The 20,796-nt window shown below is 41.7% G+C and carries 22 protein-coding genes; 11 read left to right on the top strand and 11 right to left on the bottom strand.

Features of this window, described 5'->3' with window-relative positions:
• Positions 1-194: 194 nt before the first annotated feature.
• The gene (locus H6G05_RS19990) at positions 195-3,179 is read left to right on the top strand and encodes a UPF0182 family protein (RefSeq protein WP_190580756.1); all 2,985 of its coding nucleotides are present in this window, start codon (positions 195-197) and stop codon (positions 3,177-3,179) included.
• 78 nt (positions 3,180-3,257) lie between these two features.
• Here H6G05_RS19990 and H6G05_RS19995 read toward each other — a convergent pair whose 3' ends face one another.
• From H6G05_RS19995 to H6G05_RS20015, 5 genes are all read right to left on the bottom strand, one after another.
• Entirely contained in the window at positions 3,258-3,815 is a 558-nt protein-coding gene (locus tag H6G05_RS19995; protein ID WP_339383126.1) for a YqeG family HAD IIIA-type phosphatase, read from the bottom strand.
• A 97-nt stretch (positions 3,816-3,912) separates the two neighbouring features.
• Complete coding sequence (gene mltG / locus H6G05_RS20000; protein WP_242025680.1) at positions 3,913-5,004, bottom strand: endolytic transglycosylase MltG; 1,092 nt, start codon at positions 5,002-5,004, stop codon at positions 3,913-3,915.
• Positions 4,967-5,521, bottom strand: coding sequence for a DUF3727 domain-containing protein (locus tag H6G05_RS20005; protein WP_094532895.1), 555 nt, complete (start codon positions 5,519-5,521; stop codon positions 4,967-4,969). The genes mltG and H6G05_RS20005 overlap by 38 nt, the downstream gene beginning before the upstream one ends.
• Before the next feature lie 130 nt (positions 5,522-5,651).
• Positions 5,652-6,080 (bottom strand): Holliday junction resolvase RuvX, encoded by a 429-nt coding sequence (ruvX, locus tag H6G05_RS20010; protein ID WP_190580760.1) that lies wholly within the window; start codon positions 6,078-6,080, stop codon positions 5,652-5,654.
• A gap of 113 nt (positions 6,081-6,193) precedes the next feature.
• Positions 6,194-6,835, bottom strand: a complete 642-nt coding sequence (locus H6G05_RS20015) for a bifunctional 4-hydroxy-2-oxoglutarate aldolase/2-dehydro-3-deoxy-phosphogluconate aldolase (RefSeq protein ID WP_190580762.1) — start codon at positions 6,833-6,835, stop codon at positions 6,194-6,196.
• A gap of 205 nt (positions 6,836-7,040) precedes the next feature.
• Here H6G05_RS20015 and bcp point away from each other — a divergent pair, with 205 nt between their 5' ends.
• The 3 genes from bcp to H6G05_RS20030 all read left to right on the top strand — a co-directional run bounded on the left by bcp (position 7,041) and on the right by H6G05_RS20030 (position 9,720).
• Positions 7,041-7,496 (top strand): thioredoxin-dependent thiol peroxidase, encoded by a 456-nt coding sequence (gene bcp, locus H6G05_RS20020; protein WP_190580764.1) that lies wholly within the window; start codon positions 7,041-7,043, stop codon positions 7,494-7,496.
• 77 nt (positions 7,497-7,573) lie between these two features.
• Positions 7,574-8,449 carry a dihydropteroate synthase gene (gene folP / locus H6G05_RS20025; RefSeq protein WP_190580766.1) on the top strand — a complete coding sequence of 292 codons (876 nt, stop codon included), beginning with the start codon at positions 7,574-7,576 and terminating at the stop codon, positions 8,447-8,449.
• A 167-nt stretch (positions 8,450-8,616) separates the two neighbouring features.
• Positions 8,617-9,720, top strand: coding sequence for a phosphotransacetylase family protein (locus tag H6G05_RS20030; protein ID WP_190580767.1), 1,104 nt, complete (start codon positions 8,617-8,619; stop codon positions 9,718-9,720).
• Between the two features lie 44 nt (positions 9,721-9,764).
• Here the strand turns inward: H6G05_RS20030 and H6G05_RS20035 are convergent, their stop codons facing one another.
• From H6G05_RS20035 to H6G05_RS20050, 4 genes are all read right to left on the bottom strand, one after another.
• Positions 9,765-9,995, bottom strand: coding sequence for a TIGR02450 family Trp-rich protein (locus H6G05_RS20035; protein ID WP_190580769.1), 231 nt, complete (start codon positions 9,993-9,995; stop codon positions 9,765-9,767).
• 40 nt (positions 9,996-10,035) lie between these two features.
• Positions 10,036-10,281, bottom strand: coding sequence for a DUF3134 domain-containing protein (locus tag H6G05_RS20040; RefSeq protein ID WP_094532883.1), 246 nt, complete (start codon positions 10,279-10,281; stop codon positions 10,036-10,038).
• A gap of 78 nt (positions 10,282-10,359) precedes the next feature.
• On the bottom strand, positions 10,360-10,707 hold the full coding sequence (locus H6G05_RS20045; RefSeq protein ID WP_190580772.1) for a YbaB/EbfC family nucleoid-associated protein: 348 nt from the start codon (positions 10,705-10,707) through the stop codon (positions 10,360-10,362).
• A gap of 101 nt (positions 10,708-10,808) precedes the next feature.
• On the bottom strand, positions 10,809-11,402 hold the full coding sequence (locus H6G05_RS20050) for a chromophore lyase CpcT/CpeT (RefSeq protein WP_242025684.1): 594 nt from the start codon (positions 11,400-11,402) through the stop codon (positions 10,809-10,811).
• Between the two features lie 158 nt (positions 11,403-11,560).
• On the opposite strand from H6G05_RS20050, the gene H6G05_RS26055 reads away from it, so the two are divergent.
• From H6G05_RS26055 to H6G05_RS20070, 4 genes are read left to right on the top strand one after another with little or no spacing between them, the layout of a single operon-like run.
• Complete coding sequence (locus H6G05_RS26055) at positions 11,561-11,764, top strand: AAA family ATPase (RefSeq protein WP_242025686.1); 204 nt, start codon at positions 11,561-11,563, stop codon at positions 11,762-11,764.
• Positions 11,765-11,800: 36 nt separating this feature from the next.
• Positions 11,801-13,630: a DNA methyltransferase gene (locus H6G05_RS20060; RefSeq protein WP_190580775.1), complete on the top strand. Its 1,830-nt coding sequence runs from the start codon at positions 11,801-11,803 to the stop codon at positions 13,628-13,630.
• Between the two features lie 33 nt (positions 13,631-13,663).
• Positions 13,664-14,998 (top strand): AAA family ATPase, encoded by a 1,335-nt coding sequence (locus H6G05_RS20065; protein WP_190580777.1) that lies wholly within the window; start codon positions 13,664-13,666, stop codon positions 14,996-14,998.
• Entirely contained in the window at positions 14,995-15,759 is a 765-nt protein-coding gene (locus tag H6G05_RS20070; protein WP_190580779.1) for a retron system putative HNH endonuclease, read from the top strand. The genes H6G05_RS20065 and H6G05_RS20070 overlap by 4 nt, the downstream gene beginning before the upstream one ends.
• 9 nt (positions 15,760-15,768) lie before the next feature.
• On the opposite strand, the gene H6G05_RS20075 is transcribed toward H6G05_RS20070, so the two are convergent.
• Positions 15,769-16,383, bottom strand: a complete 615-nt coding sequence (locus H6G05_RS20075; protein ID WP_190580781.1) for a Uma2 family endonuclease — start codon at positions 16,381-16,383, stop codon at positions 15,769-15,771.
• A gap of 164 nt (positions 16,384-16,547) precedes the next feature.
• Between H6G05_RS20075 and lpdA the strand changes: the two genes are divergently transcribed.
• Entirely contained in the window at positions 16,548-17,951 is a 1,404-nt protein-coding gene (lpdA, locus tag H6G05_RS20080; protein WP_190580783.1) for a dihydrolipoyl dehydrogenase, read from the top strand.
• A 240-nt stretch (positions 17,952-18,191) separates the two neighbouring features.
• On the opposite strand, the gene H6G05_RS20085 is transcribed toward lpdA, so the two are convergent.
• On the bottom strand, positions 18,192-19,220 hold the full coding sequence (locus H6G05_RS20085) for a hypothetical protein (protein ID WP_190580785.1): 1,029 nt from the start codon (positions 19,218-19,220) through the stop codon (positions 18,192-18,194).
• 203 nt (positions 19,221-19,423) lie between these two features.
• Between H6G05_RS20085 and H6G05_RS20090 the strand changes: the two genes are divergently transcribed.
• Together H6G05_RS20090 and H6G05_RS20095 are read left to right on the top strand one after the other, a co-directional pair.
• Complete coding sequence (locus H6G05_RS20090) at positions 19,424-20,062, top strand: CDP-alcohol phosphatidyltransferase family protein (protein ID WP_190580787.1); 639 nt, start codon at positions 19,424-19,426, stop codon at positions 20,060-20,062.
• Between the two features lie 2 nt (positions 20,063-20,064).
• Complete coding sequence (locus H6G05_RS20095; protein ID WP_242025688.1) at positions 20,065-20,712, top strand: phosphatidate cytidylyltransferase; 648 nt, start codon at positions 20,065-20,067, stop codon at positions 20,710-20,712.
• The last annotated feature ends 84 nt before the right edge of the window (positions 20,713-20,796 follow it).

The following is a 20,796-nucleotide window of genomic DNA, read 5'->3' on the forward strand; positions in this document are numbered from 1 at the left end:
ACAGCGCTTTACCCTGATTAAAAATGGCTTTTCTGGGAAAGTAATGCAAAGCAGTGTTTTCCTGAAAAAGCGATGGGTTTAGCGCTTCTGCTAAGCAATATAGCAATCTTAACTGAGTTGTGAGAGTGCGCCCTTTCGGGGCGCACTCTCACAACTCATCCCAATGCAATTAAACCTAGTTTCTAGGTGAATTTATGAAGTTAACCTCCTTAAAACTAAATACATTCAAGTTTTCTAAGCATTATTACCTTTGGCTATTAGGGGGGATTGCGGGTTTAGTTTTTGGAAGTGAGATTGTAGCTCGACTAGGCGGCGAGATTCTATGGTTTCAAGAGATGGGCTATTTGCCCATGTATTTATTACGGCTCGGAGTACAAATTGGATTAGGAGTTGCGATATTCGCGATCGCCTTAGTCTATCTCTTCAGAAATTTGCAGATTGCTGAATCACTGAAATATGACGATCTACCTAATGAGTCTGAACGGCGAAAATCAAAACTACGCAAACGATCATCTCTCCCAAAACAACTAAATAATCAACCATTAACTTCATCCAAATACATACCCACATCTTTTCGATTACGATGGCTTCTACCTCTAGTTTTGGGCTTAAGCCTCCTAATTTGCTCACTCCTAATTCATTATGGACAAGTAGCACTTCTTCAATGGAAACCATCAGCGCTCCAACCAAGTATTGCCCCGATCGCACCATTACTATTTAGACCCGAACTACTTGGTCAATTGGTAATTCAGATATTTACGGCCAGACTCTCGGCAGTTTTGACTATTGGGGCGGCTATTTCTTTGCTAATTTATCCCAAGTTCTTGCTAAAGGCGATCGCTGTTGTCATTAGTGTGTTTACCGCATGGGTGACTTCACGACAATGGATGCGGATTATTCCTTATTTTCAACCCACTAGTTTTGAGCGAACTGAACCCCTTTTTAATCAAGATCTGAGCTTTTATATATTCAATTTACCAACCTTGGAAGTTGTGGAATTTGGACTAGTCGGCATCTGTCTATATGGTTTTATCGCAGTTCTCCTAACCTACTTGCTATCAGGAAATAGCCTGAGCGAAGGTAAGTTTATCGGCATTTCCCACGATCAACAGCGCCACCTCTACGGACTTGGAGGAGTGTTGATGGTAGTAATTGGATTTAGTTATTGGCTCAATCGCTATGAACTCTTATATTCACCGCGTGGGGTTTCCTATGGTGCTAGCTATACCGATACGGTGGTGCAATTGCCAGTCTATACAGGGCTAAGTATTCTCGCCTTCGCGATCTCCATTTACTTAATTCTGCGGTGGGTCAGATTTCATCGTCAACCTGTAAGTCGTAAGCCAATAGTATTCTCCCTAGTTGTATATCTGGTGATGGCGATCGGGCTAGGTGTCGGTTTACCGATCGCCGTGCAATCTTTGATTGTTCAACCTAATGAACTTGCCCGCGAACAGCCCTACATCCAACGCACAATCTCCTTTACCCGTCAAGCATTCGGACTCGAAAGTATTAATTCTCAGGTTTTTAATCCGCAAGGTAAGTTAACCGAAAAATCCATTCAAAATAATGACTTGACGGTTCGCAATATTCGGCTTTGGGATAAACAACCACTACTTGCCACCAATCGTCAACTTCAACAAATCCGTCTGTACTATAGTTTTCCTGATGCGGATATTGATCGTTATACGATTAATGAAGAAAAACTATCCAAAACTGCGGCTAGTCAGCAACAGGTACTCATTGCCGCGAGAGAGTTGGACTATACGGCAGTTCCTGAAGAAGCACAAACTTGGGTAAACCAGCATTTGATTTATACCCATGGCTATGGCTTTACCCTCAGTCCAGTCAATCGTGTTGGTGCGGGTGGACTACCTGAATATTTTATTAAAGATATTGGCATCACCGAAGGCAGTCCTCTCACTACTTCTAGCGAGGCTGTGCGAGAGAGTATTCCGATTGGTGCGCCACGTATTTATTATGGAGAGAATACTAATACCTATGTGATGACTGGAACCAAGGTTAAGGAACTTGATTATCCTAGCGACAATGATAATGTTTACAACATTTATGATGGAAGAGGTGGAGTTTCCCTTAATTCCTTTTGGCGGCGGATGTTGTTTGCTAAATATCTAAATGATTGGCGGATGGCGGTGACTCCCGAATTCCTGCCCGAAACTAAGTTATTATTTCGGCGGAACATCATGCAAAGGATTCAGGCGATCGCTCCTTTTTTACGTTATGACAGTGATCCCTATCTAGTAGCAGCCAAAGCAAGTGCCCAAGCAGAAGATCCTAGCTCTCTCTACTGGATTGTCGATGCTTATACCACCAGCGATCGCTTTCCCTATTCTGATATTGGCAATGAAGGAATTAATTACATTCGCAACTCGATTAAAGTTGTGATCGATGCCTATCATGGTCATGTGGATTTCTATATTGCTGATCCTAGTGATCCGATTATCCGAACATGGGCAAGGATTTTCCCTGATTTATTTAAGCCCCTCAGCTCAATGCCTGAGCCACTGCGGCAGCATTTACGTTATCCTGTGGATTTATTCTCAATTCAATCAGAACGCTTGATGACCTATCACATGACTGATGCTCAAGTGTTCTATAACCGTGAAGATCAATGGCAAATTCCCAATGAGGTCTATGGTGATAAACCTCGTCTGGTGGAACCCTACTATTTAATTACAAGTTTACCTGAAGTTCCCTTTGAGGAATTTATTCTCCTATTACCTTTTACGCCTATGGAACGGACAAATCTGGTGGCATGGTTGGCAGCGCGGTCAGATGGAGAGAACTATGGCAAGCTGCTACTCTATACTTTTCCCAAGCAAATTCTTGTCTATGGAACCGAACAAATTGAAGCCAGAATTAACCAAGATCCCGTAATTTCTCAACAAATTTCGCTCTGGAATCGTCAAGGTTCACGAGTAATTCAAGGCAATCTACTGATTATTCCCATTGAACAATCTCTGTTGTATGTAGAACCACTCTATTTAGAATCAACTCAAAACAAATTGCCGACTCTAGTGCGTGTAATTGTCGCCTACGAAAATCGGATCGTGATGGCGCAGACTTTACAACAGGCGATCGCTGCCATCTTTAAGCCAGACCAAGAGATTACACCGCCCATCATTCGCCCAGTCGAAGCACCAACGACACCACCCTAAAAAGATTTGTGCTGTGCTTAGCACAGCACAAATCTAGAACATACTAAGAAATAGAGGTTGCTATGCAACCTCTATTTCTTAGATTTTTACGCCAGACTTACGAGCGATCCAAATTTCCCAATTCCGCAGAAAACTCGATCGTGCCTTAAATATGGTGGATATCGATGGTTTAAATACTATCTCTTCACAAGGTGGCTGTACCAAAATTGTGAATAAGCCCAAACGGTTCCCCACGATCGTATCCGTAAATAGGCGATCGCCCACCATCGCCACTTGGGCAGCTGGTAATTCCATAGCTTCGAGAACTTGACGTACCACACGACGCGATGGTTTGCCAGCACGACTGCGATAGGGAAGGTTCAAGCTTTCAGCAACTCTCTGAATGCGGCGATCGCTAAAATTATTACTCGCTAACCAGATGGGATATTGTGAACGCATTAACCCCACCCAAAGACGAATTTCTTCTGATACTTCAAATTCGTCATCACCGATCAATGTATTATCCACGTCCAAAATCAAGCCTCGTAACCCGTAGGTTGCCATGAGATGAGGCGTGATCGCGTAAATGGGTGCTGACAAAACTAGGTCAGGAGCAATAAGTTGCCAAGCTTTCACAAATATTTTGAAAATGTTAATTAAATAAGTAAGAACATCTTACCGCGCTTTTAGGTAGAACAGTTGAGCTTAGCTCAACTGCTCTACCTAAAATATCCTGAGCGGAGATCGGGATATTTTACTGTTTGGGTGTTTTTTGCTGAATTTTTTTGTCGATTACTTGCAATGCTTTTTCGTGTTCCTCTAAAGTCCGACTAAAGACATGACTGCCATCAAACTTAGCCACAAAAAAGAAATAGTCAGTAGTCGCTGGATCTAGAGTTGCCTTGAGACTCGCTAATCCAACTGAAGCGATCGCCCCAGGGGGCAAACCTTCATTTAAATAAGTGTTATAAGGTGAAGCAGTACGTACTTGGTCTAAGGTGAGAGGATTTTCAGGCGTTTGGCGAATATTTAAGCCGTATTCAACTGTGGGGTCGGATTCTAAACGCATATTTTTTTTGATGCGATTCCAGAAAACGCCAGAAATAATCCGTCGCTCTGATTCAATTACCGCTTCTTTTTCCACAATACTTGCCAGAGTCACCCAATCTTTGAGACTGATTTTGACCTTCGGTTTACCAGCTTGATTTTCTTGATAAAGCGGTAAAGCCACTTCTTCAAAGCGATTAAGCATCAAATCAATAATCCGATCAGGTGTCGCTTCTGAGGGCAAGATTTGATAGGTGTCAGGAAAGAGAAATCCTTCTAGACTAGGAATATCTTCTGGCAGCCAAGGGCGGCGACTCGGACTGATCCGCTGAGCCGCAATCACAAAATCCTTAGCCGCAAAAAAACCTTGCTCCTCGAACAAGCTTGCCATTTGCGCGATCGACCAACCTTCAGGAATCGTAAATCTTACTTCCGAAGATTTGGCTGTCTGGATTTGAGCTACAACTTCTGGTAATGATTGATTGGTAGCGAAGTCATAGGTTCCCGAACGCAAGGCTACTGACTCACTACTTCGCAGCGACTGCCACGTTACCCACAAACGCAAAGCTAAAGCAGAACGAATTACGCCTGCGGATTCTAGCTCTTGGGCGATCGCTTGTGTTGGCATCCCATCGGATATAGTTAATCGGATTTTCGCCCCAAAATTGCTAGGTGCTGCACTTGCCCAAATCCACCAAGAACTGCTGACAATACCAGTAACAAGGATAGTTAAGGGAACGGCAACACCATAAAATAGCCAGTTAGAACTCTTCTTCGGCATCTTCTGTGCTGAGGACATGGTCTAGATATTGCTCCACATAAGGCTCAAGGGCTGCCATTTCCTCAGGTGTAAGGACTTCAGGCTGACCGTCATCTCCAACTTTAGCAATAAACATCAGAGGATCAAGGGATGTAAATACAGAAAAAGCTTGCTCTTCATAGTAGAAATGCGCTAGTTCTTGAAATTCACCGCAGTTGCCATCTTCTTCGGTATCAATCTCAATGATATCTTCTTCAGTTGGCTCAGGTAATTCACCTTCAACAGTCAATGTATGTGCTGAACGTTTTAGTGAAAGATTTTGTTCTGCTAAAACCGCCTGAGCTACTGGGAAAATTAGATCAATTTCCTCTTCGGTGACATCGACTAATTCAGTTTCTTCTTCGTCATCGGTTTCTTGCCATGCAAAGATTTGCACGGAAAAGTCTACTGGTTGCAGCAACAAATATTCGGTGCTGTCCACTTTAAACGCGGTTTCGACAGTGCAAGGCAAGCTCTTACCTGCGTCATCCTTAAGTACGATCGTCGATCCTTCCATAGATTGCTGTTTTGTATCCTATAGCACTACTAGCTCAGAGAAACCCTCTTGTATAAGGCTTTTGGCGCTTTTAAGCATTATGACAGCAAAAGGGACAGTTTATAGAAAAGTCTCGCTTCGCGATATTTTTCTATGGGGTTGGTTGACGCTTGAGAGCTAGCCATTGTTGCAAGATTAGGGCAGCCGCCTTGCGATCGATCATTTCCTTGTTATGTCTTGTGGAAATGCCCTGCGATCGCATCATTTCTTCGGCTTCGTAGGAGGTTAAGCGCTCATCGACAAATTCTACTGAGATCCCTAATTGTTTGGCAGCACCATTAGCAAATTTTTGAACATGTTTTGCTTGATGACCGAGAGAACCATCCATGTTGTAGGGCAATCCCACCACAAGCGTGTCAATATCCCGCTCGACTATTAGCGATCGCAGAATTGCCATATCTTCATCCCATGATTTACGAGTAATTGTGGTGATGCCATGCACAGATATACCGAGGCGATCGCATCCTGCTACCCCAATCCGTTTTCTACCGACATCTAGCCCTAATGCTGCATATTGCATAAATTAATTTTATAGCTGTCGCTAGTCATGTTAAAGCAAAATCCAAAAGAGAGTTGCGGCGCAAAGCGCCGCAACTCTCTTTTGGGTTTGTGTGTCGTGCAAAGCTCGACACACTATTGATTTTGAAATGGTTGAACTTTTTGAATTAAAGTTTGCGATCGCGCAATGATCGTCGTCCAGTCATCCTCCGCGATCGCCTCTGGTGAAAACAAATGACTAGAAATGCCCACTGCGATCGCCCCAGCCGCCAGAAATTGATCAGCATTTTGAATCGTAATCCCGCCCGTCGGAATTAAGGGAATATCGCGCAACACGGGCTGTAAGCATTTTAGATACTCAACACCACCAAATACCTTAATGGGAAAAACCTTAACTGCGGCTGCTCCAGCCTGCCAAGCCGTAATTATTTCCGTCGGTGTCAGTGCCCCCGCAATTATAGGAATATTACTTTCGACACCCTTGGCAATCAGATCAGGATTGGTATGAGGGGTAAAGAGAAAGCTACAACCACAGCCAATCGCCCTTTCTACACTATCAACATCTAAAACCGTGCCTGTGCCAATTTTGCAATCAGGTAACTCCTGCTGCAATTTGGGAATCAGTGATTCGGCGCGATCGGTATTCCAAGCAATTTCGATCAGCTTAATCCCACCTGCGGCGGCGGCAAGGGCCATTTCCCGTGCAGTCACAACATTATCCGCACGAATAACGGCGATAATGCGATGCTGCTGCAACAAACTGATCCAAGGATTCACAGATTTTGTGCAAAAAGTTGCATTTGCGTTTAACTCCCAAAGATCATTACACAAAGCACAGTTTTTGCAAACCCAGTAAAAATGGCTACATAACGAGACAAGGGGCTTAAGCCCCTTGTCTCGCTATGGTTGCAAAAGTTTGGAAGTCCTCAGAGGCTGTCGTGCTTCATAATATGTTTTGGATAACAAATTATAGAGAATATCTATGGCTTTGAATGTTGGCGATCGCGCCCCAGATTTTAGCGTGGCTGATACCCACGGCAATATTGTGACCCTTTCTAGTCTCAAAGGTAAGCGGGTTGTTCTATATTTTTATCCCCGTGATAATACCCCTGGATGCACCAAGGAAGCTTGTGGTTTTCGCGATAACTACGCTCAGTTTCAAGCAAAAAACACATTAATTTTTGGTGTCAGCACTGATGATGCTAAGTCCCACCAAAAGTTTACAGAGAAGTTTGACTTACCTTTCCCGTTGCTTTGCGATGTCGATGCTCAAGTTGCCACAGCCTACGAGAGCTATGGCAAAAAACAAATGATGGGAAAAGAGTATATGGGTATCTTCCGCAATACCTTTGTGATCGATCCAGAAGGTAAAATCGAGAAAATTTATCTCGCTGTCAAAGCCGAACCCCATCCTGCCCAAGTTCTCGCGGATATCTAAGTAAAGAGGAGGCGCGAAGCGCCTCCTCTTTACTTGATAGCAACAAGCGCTGTAAAAAATTTCTGAGGTGTTAAACATTGAATCAAAGCAAAAGTAAGCCCGCTAACTCAACTAAATTAACCAATTGGGTAATTCGCGATCACCAATTTATTTGGGGCGATCGCACTTACCTGATGGGCATTTTGAATGTTACACCCGATAGTTTTAGCGATGGCGGTCAATATAATTCACGGGATGCAGCGTTAAAACAAGTCGCGCAAATGCTGCCTTATATTGACATTCTCGATATTGGTGGCGAATCGACGAGACCTAATGCCCAGCCAGTGAGTGCTGAAGAAGAAAGCGATCGCATTTTGCCGATCATCGAAGCAGTTCGGGCTGAATATCCCCAATTACCTATTTCCGTTGATACAGTCAAAGCAAGTGTCGCTCAAGCCGCGATCGCCGCAGGAGCTGATATGCTCAACGATGTGTCCGCAGGCAGATTTGATCCTGAAATGTTACCTCTAGTAGGAAAGCTGCAAGTGCCAATTTTTTTGATGCATATGCAAGGAGAACCACGCACGATGCAAGAAAATCCTAAATATCGCGATGTGGTAAAGGATGTGAAGCAATTTCTTGCCGATGCAATTTTGGTCGCCAAAGCTTGTGGCATCCCTAAGGACTTAATCGCGATCGACCTAGGGATTGGTTTTGGTAAAACCACCGAACATAATCTTGAACTTTTAAGAAATTTGCCAACCTTTCAAGAAATTGGCGCACCCTTGCTAATGGGAGTATCACGTAAAAGTTTTATTGGTAAACTTTGCGATCGCCCCGATCCTAAAGATCGCCTATTTGGAACAATTGCCGCATGTACAGCCTGTATTGCGGGTGGCGCAGATATTCTACGAGTGCATGATCCCAAGGAAATATTTGATGCTTGTCAAATCAGTGATGCAATATATCGATAAAATAGAAACATAGAGCTTGAGAACCTATCGATATATTGCATAATCCGTATGCATAAATGCCAATATCAAAAAGTATCCGTAACAGTCCATCAGTTACAATAGCCAGACGGGATGTAGGCTTTAATACAATCCAGTAAAGTTTGTAATCATTTTTTAGAGGGCAAGACGTGCCACAGGCTAAGCATTTGCTGATTGGTTCCACCCGATCAGGCAGTGGAAAATCAGCAACAATTTTGGGATTAACATATAACTTGCAAGCTAAAGGTTACAAGATTGGCTATGGTAAGCCAATAGGTACTTTTACGACCAAAGAATTACCCGAATCAGCCGAACGCACTGAAGCTGATGTGGAATTTATTCAGCAAGCGCTAAATTTGCCGCAATCCCTTTTGCGACCCACTCTACTTAATCTCGACAGATCTGCCCTCCAACGCCGTCTATCTGGTGAAGATAAAGCTGATTACAGCACTAAGTTGGATGAGTATAAAAAATTAATTGAAGGCGATCTCGTACTTTTAGAAGCTCCGGCCAATACGGCTGAAGGCGCGATTTTTGGGCTTTCCCTAGAGGAAATGGCAGATCAGCTCGAAGCGCCTATTTTGTTAGTCATGCGATTTGGCTCGTTGTTAGTGGTTGACCATATCTTGATGGCAAAACGACGCTTTGGCGATCGCCTATTAGGAGTGGTGATCAATGACATTCCTGATGAGCAGTATGAAACATCGTTGGAGATTCTCCATCCTTATCTTGAAAATCAAGGCATTCCCGTATTTGCGCTCATGCCTGAGAATCGCACTTTGCGAAGTGTCAGCGTCGCGGAAATTATCGAGCAACTGGGGGCAAACGTCCTCTGCCGTCCTGAAAATATTGATTTAGGCAAAATCATGGTTGAGGAACTCAAAATTGGGGCGATGGATGTCAACTCTGCCCAAAGCTATTTCCGCAAGTCCTTTAACAAAGCTGTAATTACTGGCAGTAGCCGCATCGATCTCCAGTTTGCAGCTCTAGAAACATCAACAAACTGCTTAATTTTGACAGGTCGTCCTTTTATTAGTGATGATGTCGCCCATAAAGCCATGGAATTAGGTGTGCCAATCCTCTCAGTCAGCAAAGACACTCTCAGCACGGTCAGTATTATCGAGGGCTGTTTAGGACAAGTACGCTTGCATGAGGGTGTGAAGGTAACCAGCATTTGCGACATGATGGCAAAACACTTTAACTTCGATCGCTTCCTAAAGTTAATGAATATTAAAGCTCTAGCTACAGCTTAAAAAGAAAGAGAGAGCGCAAAGCGCTCTCTCTTTCTTTGGGGTTTTTACATTTCCTGTAATGTTTTCCAACCAGGTAGCCAAAGCGATCGCCTTTTTAGAGCCTTAGCATTGAGCCAAAACCTTACAGAATCATCACAAGCTGCTTTGATCTCTGCAAAAACTAAATCTCCTTCATTTTTGCGATTGACTACTACAAAATGTCGCCACCCGAAGGTTTCTTGCATCGCTGTCCATTTAGACCCAATTAGATGCGGAAATTTTTGTTTTTTGGTCATATCACCTCATAAAAAATGCGGCTAGCCGCATTTTTTATGTCTAATCAATATCGTCGTCGTCATTGTCATCGTCGTCATCATCGATGTAACTAGGGTCATCGCCTAACATCAATTCACTTAGTTCTTCAGCTTCATCATCAAACTTTAAGCTCGACTCAGTACCTTCTCTAGCTATTAAGCGCCCTGTGGACTCTAGCCAATCAAGAATAGAAACTTCTTGTTGTGTAGGGATGAGTGCTGCGGGTTGGTTGCGGCGCTGAACGCGCAAAGCGGGGTTGTTAATCATAAAAAATATCAAATAAAAATCTTTAGTCTCTTTCAAGCAGTGTGCAAAGCTCACTACTTGAAAACACTTCTTGCAAATTTAGAAACCTGCGGGCAAACCTAAGCCACCAGTGAGGTCTTCCATTTTTTGTTTCATTGTGCCAGTAGAAAGCTGATAAGCGTCCTTGAGGGCTGCGAGTACCAAGTCTGATAAAACTTCTGCGCCTTCATTCAAAGCTTCAGGAGCAATTTCCACACTTTGAGGTTCTTGGTTGCCGCTTAGGGTGATTTTTACCAAACCACCACCAGATTCACCAGTTAAACGCAATTCATCTAATTCTTCTTGCAGCTTTTTAGCGCCTTCTTGAATTTGCTGGGCTTTTTGGAAGGCTTCTTTCATTTTGCCTAAACCAAAGCCAAATCCTTTTCCCTCTTTTCCCTCTGGCATAGCAGTATCAGTTTTAATCCTAAGTTTTCCTGTACATTATGTCACTAATCTGCACGATCGGGTAAGTACGGTCATTGCTAACTATCAAGCTTCTTTCCTAGTTAGTTGTTTAGGACTTCGTTACCAAAATCTTGTTTTTTGCTAAATTTATAAAAGTCCACAGTTGCGCCCCAGATGGCTGTGCCTGTTTCAGGATCGACTCCGCGATCGCCACTCCAAAATTCATCAGCGCTAACTTCAAAGCCTAAAACAACTTGGCGCGATTCGTTTAAATATTGAAAACAACATTTCGCATCCTTGGGCATTTCGGCTTTGTAGCGACTATTAGTAAATGAGACATCTAATAAACAACCAGCGAGGGGTTCGATGTCATTAATGGTGATTTGATTGAGCCGATCGCGATCGCGTCCAGCCCTAGTCCATGCCACAGGATCTTTAAAGCCCCAATATTTGACTTGAATTTTGCCGTCATTTTCTACAAATTGCAAAATACGCTGACGATATGGGCGATCGAGGATTAGCGCATTGGCTTGTTCGGCAAAGATGGCGATGCTGCCTAAAACGTTAAATGGGATGGGACGTTGCCACCAGACTAAGTTCACAAACCAAACAGGCTGATCTAGCGATTGTTCGCGGTTGCCAAATTCACCTGCCATCCATGAAGTAAGGGTTAAAAGTTGATTGGAAGTACTCATGATAGATTTGGATGATGCTACAGGGTTAATTTTTAGATCACATGGCAAAATAAAGGTACACCTCTCTGGATTGATTCGGCGATTGCAAAACTGACTACTTAACATCTTCTATAGTAAGTAGATATAGAGACAATTAATCTGCAATACAAATATTAAAAATGCACATTCAACAAGTTAAAATCAAAAACTTTCGATGTTTTGAAGATCTTACGGTCAACTTAAATCCAGATGTAAATATATTTGTTGGCAATAATGGCTCTGGTAAAAGTGCAGTATTAGATGCGATCACCTCATTGGTAAAGCGTAAATCTAGAAAAAAGATAATATTTCAAATAAATATAATAGAAGTTAACGAAACTTAGACAGATAACCTTAAAAATATAGACTTAATAACTAATATGAATTTCAAAAATAATTCTTTTTTCTCTAGCGATGCTTTGACTATGTTAGAGCGTTTATCCTCAGATGTAGTCGCACTAACTTACTTAGATCCACCTCATGGCAATTCTTATGGGTTACAGGATGATATTAAAACGAATAAGCAGGTTTTAGAAGATTTGCATACATCCTATGAGTCTTATATATCAAAGGTTGTCCAGCAAATTCATCGTATCCTGACCTATGAAGGTAGTCTTTTTGTTCACTGGTCGCAAAATTCCAAATCTATTGATATAAGGTTAATAATAAATCAAGTTTTTGGTAAACAACCAAATTATGAAATCAATTGGAATAAAAGAAATCGCTATAATGATTTTATTCTAGTTTACAGTAAATCAGATAATCCAATTCGTAATAAGCTTTATCGTCCACTATCTACCGAAACAATACTCTTGTATAAAATGGAGGATGACAGAGGTGTTTATAGAACAACTCCTTTAATTACAAATTCGGAACGTCCATCATTACAATTTAATTGGCGTGGCTACCAACTACCACCACAGAAATCATGGTATTTTGACTTTGATAAGCTAGAAAAACTTGCTCAAGAAAATCGAATTGACTTTCCTCATAGTTTTAACAATTTACCAAGATTAAAAAATTACCTTGCAGAACATATCGGAGAAGAAATTGGTACAACATGGAATGATTTACATGAAATTATTTCTTCTTCCCGTGAGCGTACAAACTACCCGACTCAAAAGCCACTTATATTGATGGAAAGAATTATACAATTAGCATCTAATGAAGGAGATCAAGTGCTTGATCCTTTCTGTGGCACAGGTACGACTTTAGTTGCAGCACAACTATTGAAGCGTAATTGGTGGGGAATTGACAATTCATTGGATGCCCAGCAAATCACTATAAAACGTTTACTTACATCAAATAATTTACAGTCAAATAAGGATTACAATGTTCTAAATGCAAGAGAAATTTTAGAACTTCCTATTGTAGGTAAATCTGTTTATGTAGATTTAATTAAAAGAGTTAGTGACATTACTAAACTCAAGAATGAAACTGTAAGATTACAGCAATCTGTTGATCAGCTTACTAATTTTGTGTTGAATATAAAAAAACAGATCAACATTAGCGAAGACGATAATAATAGCGAACGAGTTGAAGATGCTGTTAAACAGATTGAGGATTGGATTACAAACTCAATCTCATATCAGTCAATATCGATAGATCACTATATTAGTGCTGTATGTTTATGGCTGACGATAGATAGATGGGAACAATTAGATATAGCTAGTCAATCTTTTTTACCACAAGCTGAATTATTATTTGAAAATATTGAACAAACCAATAGTCAAGATTACTCTCCTTTTATCCTCCAGTATTGTCGAGCCTTAGAGAATGAACTTTTAATTAAGTTATTTACTGCTTATACAGATGACTTATATAACCGATGCGAAGATATTAATGCTTTTTTAGCTGATGATCTTAAGAATGAGAAAACCAACAAATTTGCTAAGCTCTTAAAGCAACGAAAAAGCACCTATACGTTAGGGGATATGAACCATATAATGGGATTTTTAAAAGCAAATGGTGAAACATTAAATAAAAGCTTATTGTTACAGGACTTTCGAGGCTTTACTGTTAAATATTTTGGTGAAAGTATTGTTGATGTAAAGTATCTTAATCAAATTAAGAGAATCAACGAAGATTTTCGATGTAAAGCTGCTCATCCTTATATTTTAGATATTGAGATTGCTAAACGATGTCGTGATCAAGTACGAGAATGTATTAACGAACTGATTTTAAATTATCGTGACAATCCTAAAATTTAAGATTTGAATTAATTATATTATTGGTATATTTCAATGCATATTCAACAAGTTAAGATTAAAAACTTTCGATGTTTTGAAGATCTAACAATTAACTTAAATCCAGATATCAATATATTCGTTGGTAATAATGGTTCGGGTAAAAGTGCCGTATTAGATGCTATTTCTGCTGCAATGTATCCCTATATATCGCAAATTCAACGAATTGCAAATCAAAATGAGGATAAGTCGCCTATTTTTAAAAGCGATTTATCAGTTCAAAAAAATAATCTTAAACAGGAAAACAAGCGTATCACCCCAGAATTTCAGGCTTTAGTTAAAGGATTTCCAGAATGGTTTATTAAATATAATAATATTTTTTCGCGTGAAGATGGGAATGTTTTTACTGATGAAAATAGTATAGGATTTGGAGCAGATTTTGGTAGTCCAAAACTTAGTAAATTGCTTCGATCAATAGATGATAAATATAAAAATGAGAGAGAAGACAATACGCTTGACCTCATAATTTATTATAAAGAAAATCGAAACGGTATTATTAAGATTAAAGATGTTTTCAATCAATCATCTAATAAATTTAATGCTTTCAAAAATGCTCTTAACGCATCCGCGAATTTTACGGATTTAGCTGACTGGTTCTTTATTCGTAGATTTCACGAACTGAGCATAGTTCAAAAAACAGGAAATACCAAGTTTGAACTCCCCGATTTGAAACAAATACGAAAAGCAATTTCCACTATCATTGCACCAAATGCGACTGTTGATTTTGCTCAAGATACATCAGCTAGGTTAATGGTTGAATGGGAAACAGAAACAGGTGAGAAAATTGAACTATCACTTAATCAATTAAGCTCAGGCTATCGCAATATGTTAGCGCTTGTAATGGACTTTGCAAGACGTTTAGCACAGGCAAACCCACAGATGGAAAATCCGTTAGAAGCCGAAGCCGTTTTAATGATTGACGAGTTAGATTTACACCTCCATCCAACTTGGCAACAAAAAATTATTCCCGACCTCCGCAAAGTATTTCCTAATACTCAAATCATCGCCACAACCCATAGTCCCGAAATTGTTACTACTGTACAACGTCATCAAGTCAAGATTTTAGAAGATTATCAAATCAAAGAATGTCCCTCACCTACTAGAGGCATGAAAAGCTCTGATGTTGTGCGCTATGTTTTAGGGCTAGATAATCTGCGACCAAATACCGAAGAATCAAGGACATTAACAGCACTTTTTGAAGCGATCGATAATGGCAATTTAGAAGAAGCAAAACGACTGCGAGATAAGTTACAAGACTGGAAATCATTTGATCCAGATATTACTAGAGCCGACATGCAAATCCGTCGATTGGAGCGTGAAATGACCGCATGAAAAATGTGCTTAAATCTCCAGAACCAGTTGAGTTTCAGAAATACAAAAATAAAAATAATTCTCAATCTAAAACATGGAAAAGTTTCAAACGAACTGGTGCTTATAATTCTGTCCGTCAAACACTTGTAATTGATCAAAAAGGACTTTGTGCTTATTGTGAAATCGATCTACATCCCAATGATCGTTGTGTCGAGCATTTTATTCCGCGAAATCAATCCACTCCAGAAAGAAACTATGATCTAGATTGGCAGAATATGTTAGCCAATTGCAGAGGGGGGATGGAAAATATTGATGTTTCTGAAGAAGAAAATGAACGTAGAATCTCACAACCACCTAACAGAGTTGCCTGTTGTAGTGCTGCTAAAGCTGATTTTATTCCCGATGGCAAATTATTAAATCCTCTTGAGTTGCCCACATTAAGATTATTTCGTTTTAGCAGTTTAGATGGTGAAATTAGACCTGACGAAAATGCTTGCAAAAATGCTGGTATTCCCATTGAGTATGTGCAATTCACCATTCAAAAGTTGGGACTCAATGTTCAAAGATTGAAAAATGAAAGAGTAGCTATAATTAGCGAAATAACCCAAGAACTTGATGATCGAGATGATGGGTTAATTAATCCAATTTTACTAAAAAAGCAAATTGCTGCCGAACGTTTCGGTGATGGCAAACATGACTGGCCAGCATTTTTCACAACTATTCGTTGGATTCTAGGAGAAGGTGCAGAAAAGCATTTAACCACTATTTCTTATATGGGGTAGTTGGTGGCTTTAGGTCAAAACTTGTCCAGCAGTTAAATTTAAATTTGGAAATGTGGGTGAAGCGATCGCATCATTACCACGAAACAAATTAATTTCATACTCCCCCTCTACCAACGTACAGATCGAAAGAGTAGGTTGCTTAGGCTTACCGATATGTCGAATCCCACCCAAACCTAAATAATCGGCAATCCAATATTCAGGAATACCTAGCGCTGCGTAATCCTCGACTTTACGAGCATAATCATTTTGCCAATTACTACTCACAACTTCCGCGACAAACTTGATTGAGCTACCTCTTGTGATGATTGATTGTTCTTGCCAGAGAGATTCTTTCGCAACTTCCGTCCGATCTACAACCATCACATCAGGACGAAAAGCCGTCGTACTTGCACTAGAGGGACGAAATAAGCCCCTTTGCAACACAAACCAAGGCAAACCTAATTGATCGATCTGCACACAGATTTTTGCCGTGATCAAAGCCGCAACTTCCTCATGCTGCCCTGTTGGTTCCAAATCGAACACCTCACCATCAATCAATTCATAGCGATTATCACCACCATAACGGGCAATAAACTCATCTAGGCTGACAGGTTGATGCTGTACTTGTGCGATCGCAAGGGTCATAGCTCATCTAGCCCCAATTAGTATTTTCAGCTTACCAAATTTTAGCTATAACTGAGACTTCATCGCAAAACTTGCATTGTTATGGTATCTAATCAGCGTTAGCCAATATAGCGATACCCAAACGATGCAAAAATAGTAGATCGATTCTACTGGAGAAAGATTAGGTGTCGGACAAATTTGATTACGATTTGATCATTATTGGCGCTGGTGTTGGTGGACATGGCGCAGCCCTCCATGCCGTCGCCTGTGGCTTAAAAACGGCGATCGTCGAAGATGGCGTAATGGGCGGAACCTGCGTTAATCGTGGCTGCATCCCCTCCAAGGCATTGCTAGCAGCTTCGGGACGAGTGCGTGAAATGCGGGCAAAGTCTCGCCTTAAGGCATTAGGCATTGATGTGGGTGAAGTAAATTTTGATCTCGGGGCGATCGCTAGTCATGCCGATAACTTAGTACTGAAATTGCGCGGTGACTTGACCAATAGCCTCAAACGATTAGGTGTAGATATTTTGGAAGGTCGTGGTCGTGTCGCAGGTGTACAGAAAGTTAGTGTTGGCAGTAAGACCTACACCGCCAAAGACATTATTCTTGCTACTGGTTCCGAGCCATTTGTGCCACGCGGTATTGAAATCGATGGCAAAACTGTCTATACCAGCGATCAGGCTGTGCGTTTAGAAACCTTGCCCCAATGGGTCGCGATTATCGGTAGTGGTTACATCGGGCTAGAATTTGCGGATGTTTATACAGCGCTTGGTTCAGAAGTAACCATGATCGAAGCTTTAGATATTTTGATGCCAGGGTTTGATCCTGATATTGCCAAGATTGCCGAGCGTGTACTTCTCAAACCTCGCGATATCGAAACGAGAACTGGTGTATTCGCCACCAAGATTACCGCAGGTGCTCCCGTCAAGATTGAACTTACCGATGCCAAGACTAAGAAGGTAGTGGAAGTTCTGGAAGTAGATGCTTGTTTGGTGGCGACAGGACGGATTCCGCTTACCAAGGATCTTGGTTTAGAAAGCGTAGGTATTGCGCCAAATCAACGCGGATTCATTGATGTAGATGACACAATGGCTACTTCTGTTCCGCATCTTTGGGCGATCGGTGATGCGACGGGCAAGATGATGTTGGCTCATGCGGCTTCGGCGCAGGGTATTGTTGCTGTTGAGAATATGTGTGGTCGTGCTTCTACGGTTGATTATCAAAGCATTCCTGCGGCTGCCTTCACCCATCCTGAAGTTAGCTTTGTCGGCTTGACGGAACCACAGGCAAAAGAGAAAGGTGCGGCGGAAGGCTTTAAGGTTGCTACAGCAAAGTCTTACTTTAAGGGCAATTCCAAGGCGATCGCAGAGGGAGAAACTGAAGGCTTAGCCAAGATTGTTTACCGAGAAGATACGGGCGAACTTTTGGGCGTGCATATCATCGGTATCCATGCTTCGGACTTGATTCATGAGGCTTCAGCGGCAATACGCGATCGCCAAACAGTGCAGAAGTTAGCGACGATTGTTCACGCTCACCCAACGCTTAGCGAAGTCTTGGATGAGGCTTATAAACGCGCAGCACACATTTAACTGATGTTGCGTGGAAGGAATTCTTGCGATGGCGTAAGTCTAGGGCAAGCCCTGTGGCGCAGCCCCTACAAGATCTAAAATTTACAGGTAGGGGCAATCCCCCCGTGGTTGCCCTGTTATGCTAGCAGCAAGAGGTTCATTATCTGAGTTCCACGTAACATCAGATTTAATCAAAAAAGTATCCTAATGGGGAGCTTTTTTAATTAGTTCTAAATAGGTAAGGCGGCACTTTGCGCCGCCTTACCTATTTAGGTTTTGCATATCAAGTTTAAGGAATCTATCTACTGCTTGATACATCCAATATAAAGGCATTTTAGGATCAGCATTAGTCTTCTGAAATCCCAAGGCTCCTGCTAATGCTGCATAATCAGGATGAATGATTAATGTGTACATATCCCAGAGGTTGGGAAAATCCTGTTGTATTCTCTGGAGAGTTTGTTGCGAGTCTAGCAAGAGACTGGGCTGAGAGGTTTGGCGATACTCACTATCAATTACCCAACTTCGCACAAAGACAGACCGACAAGTTTCATCACCAGCCAAAGCCATTTGAAACGGATCAACATCCGCAACTTGACTCAGGTGCAGCCCTCGACTGGGAGGCTCAAAAAATTTAATTTCGGATTCGCGTTTGGTGGGATAGAAAGCATAAAACCCAACGGGATTATGATTGTCGGCGCGACGTAATACCCGCAAGCCTGTTGCATATTGACTAGCCCAATCGCGCAGAATATTGGCAATGCGATAGGTAACCGCATCATGATTGCGATTGAGCCAGTTGTAGTTGCTAGCTAATAAATTAGCGATCGGAATTGCATCACTACGAGGATCAAAGGCATCGATCGCAAAATCAACATTGCTCTCCGCACTATCACCTTTGAGCAACTCTGGCAAAGCTTGAATTTTGATCTGAGTACAGTTACCGTCAAACTGCTTTTGGATTAATCCCAGATCAACCAACTTATTGAGCATCATTCCTGCTGAGCGATCGCCACCACGATCTTTATCGCTATAAAACACATCTGAAGCTTCCAGACAACTACATTCCACCCATCCTTGTGGAAATGATAGTTCTGAAAGCGGTGGTTTTGGGAGGGCTTTTTGAGATTGGCAATCTTTTAGAAACAAATAAAGCGCTAGGCGTACAAAACACTCGGCTCTACGCCTTGTCATCCCAATTCGGCGCAGTAGCTCTGTCACATAACGCTGCTGGATAGTTTTGGGAAGCCATTGATCAAGGGCTTCAGGGCGGATTGTGGAAGATATGGACATATGAGCTACCAATGAGGACAGCGCAAAGCGCTATGAGGCTTTTGTCTGTTTTTTCTAAATATAGCAAGATTTTTCCGAAAAAACTTCGCCCTACTTCGATCTACTTCTTTAATCTTCGTGGCGATCGCTGCTTACTCGGTCAAGTCATTCTCATTACATAGGTACAGACGGCATGATGAGCTTATGAGTTTTCGGAGCAGCCAATGATTTCCGTCTATCAATGCAAATCAGCTTTTCAAAATCTACTCCGTCCATTAGTCCAACAATTGGCAACATGGCAAATTTCCCCAAATCAAGTAACAATATCCGCGATTTTGTTGTCGGGGGTGACAGGGCTAGCACTTGTCCAAAGTACACAATTCGCCAGTTCCTTTCTACCCACAACTCAACAGGTTCTATGCTCTTTACCGATCGCCTTATTAGTCCGTATGGCTCTTAATGCGATTGATGGAATGCTTGCCCGCGAACATGGTCAGAAATCAGCCTTGGGATGCATTCTTAATGAAATGGGAGATGTCTTATCCGATGTTTTTCTCTACTTACCATTTGCCCTAGTTGCAGGTGTTTCTGCTCCCTTGATTGTCGGGATTGTGATTTTAGCGATCGCCTCGGAAATGGTCGGGGTCTTGGGCTATGAGATTAACCACAAACGTCACTACGAGGGACCAATGGGCAAAAGCGATCGCGCCTTAGTTTTTGGAGTCATTGGCTTGATATTAGGTTTTGGAATTGAGCCTACTCAATGGCTAACGTTTCTTTTAGCGGGAGTTGTCTTGCTTCAGATTTGGACAATTACTAATCGCATTCAAGGAATGCTACAGGAGGTCGAACCATGGAAATAAATATGGGAATAAACATCGCGACACCAGTGCTATACACGCTTGCGGGAATTTTTGGACTACTAGCGATCGCCACAATGATTACTTTCGGTTTAGCATTGAGTCATTGGGATACAGACTATAGCGAACTGAAAGCCCGCATCAAATCATGGTGGGTGATGGTCACAATTTTCAGCCTTGCTATCTTGTTGAAGCACCCTGTTCCCATTGTCTTTTTCATGGTTCTCAGCTTTATTGCCCTTCGTGAATATCTTTCTCTAATCCCTACCCGCTTTAGCGATCGCCGCGTTTTACTCTGGGCTTATCTTGCCATAGTCCTCCAATATTTCTGGATTTATATCGGTTGGTATGGAATGTTTTTGATCTTCATTCCCCTCTATATGTTTCTACTCCTGCCGATGCGAATGTTGCTTAATGGCGAAACTGAGGGCTTTTTAAATGCGATCGGCACGCTCCACTGGGGACTGATGCTGAATGTCTACACAATTAGCCATCTCTCATATCTAATCATGCTGCCACTTAGTGGGAATCCAATCGCAGGCGGTACAGGTTTATTAGTCTATCTATTACTACTGACTGAAATCAATGACATTTCTCAATACATCTTTGGAAAGCTGTTCGGTCGTCACAAAATTAGTAATTGCTCAACGTAGGAAAATTGACAAAAAGGCAAAAGCTGATAAATTAAAGAAATGAAGGAACTACCCAACCTAAAAGACCTAACAGACGAGGCAAAA

The organism is Phormidium tenue FACHB-1050, from assembly GCF_014696925.1.
Classification (GTDB): domain Bacteria; phylum Cyanobacteriota; class Cyanobacteriia; order Pseudanabaenales; family Pseudanabaenaceae; genus Pseudanabaena.

Bases quoted from the DNA above. Each gene is read 5' to 3' on its own strand.
- bcp (WP_190580764.1), top strand. From the start codon at position 7,041: ATGGCTTTGAATGTTGGCGATCGCGCCCCAGATTTTAGCGTGGCTGAT.
- H6G05_RS26055 (WP_242025686.1), top strand. From the start codon at position 11,561: ATGCACATTCAACAAGTTAAAATCAAAAACTTTCGATGTTTTGAAGAT.
- H6G05_RS19990 (WP_190580756.1), top strand. From the start codon at position 195: ATGAAGTTAACCTCCTTAAAACTAAATACATTCAAGTTTTCTAAGCAT.
- mltG (WP_242025680.1), bottom strand. From the start codon at position 5,004: ATGTCCTCAGCACAGAAGATGCCGAAGAAGAGTTCTAACTGGCTATTT.
- H6G05_RS20085 (WP_190580785.1), bottom strand. From the start codon at position 19,220: ATGTCCATATCTTCCACAATCCGCCCTGAAGCCCTTGATCAATGGCTT.
- H6G05_RS20040 (WP_094532883.1), bottom strand. From the start codon at position 10,281: ATGATTAACAACCCCGCTTTGCGCGTTCAGCGCCGCAACCAACCCGCA.
- H6G05_RS20095 (WP_242025688.1), top strand. From the start codon at position 20,065: ATGGGAATAAACATCGCGACACCAGTGCTATACACGCTTGCGGGAATT.
- H6G05_RS20050 (WP_242025684.1), bottom strand. From the start codon at position 11,402: ATGAGTACTTCCAATCAACTTTTAACCCTTACTTCATGGATGGCAGGT.
- H6G05_RS20045 (WP_190580772.1), bottom strand. From the start codon at position 10,707: ATGCCAGAGGGAAAAGAGGGAAAAGGATTTGGCTTTGGTTTAGGCAAA.
- H6G05_RS20075 (WP_190580781.1), bottom strand. From the start codon at position 16,383: ATGACCCTTGCGATCGCACAAGTACAGCATCAACCTGTCAGCCTAGAT.
- H6G05_RS20090 (WP_190580787.1), top strand. From the start codon at position 19,424: ATGATTTCCGTCTATCAATGCAAATCAGCTTTTCAAAATCTACTCCGT.
- H6G05_RS20065 (WP_190580777.1), top strand. From the start codon at position 13,664: ATGCATATTCAACAAGTTAAGATTAAAAACTTTCGATGTTTTGAAGAT.
- H6G05_RS20060 (WP_190580775.1), top strand. From the start codon at position 11,801: ATGAATTTCAAAAATAATTCTTTTTTCTCTAGCGATGCTTTGACTATG.
- H6G05_RS20005 (WP_094532895.1), bottom strand. From the start codon at position 5,521: ATGGAAGGATCGACGATCGTACTTAAGGATGACGCAGGTAAGAGCTTG.
- H6G05_RS20035 (WP_190580769.1), bottom strand. From the start codon at position 9,995: ATGACCAAAAAACAAAAATTTCCGCATCTAATTGGGTCTAAATGGACA.
- ruvX (WP_190580760.1), bottom strand. From the start codon at position 6,080: ATGCAATATGCAGCATTAGGGCTAGATGTCGGTAGAAAACGGATTGGG.
- H6G05_RS20070 (WP_190580779.1), top strand. From the start codon at position 14,995: ATGAAAAATGTGCTTAAATCTCCAGAACCAGTTGAGTTTCAGAAATAC.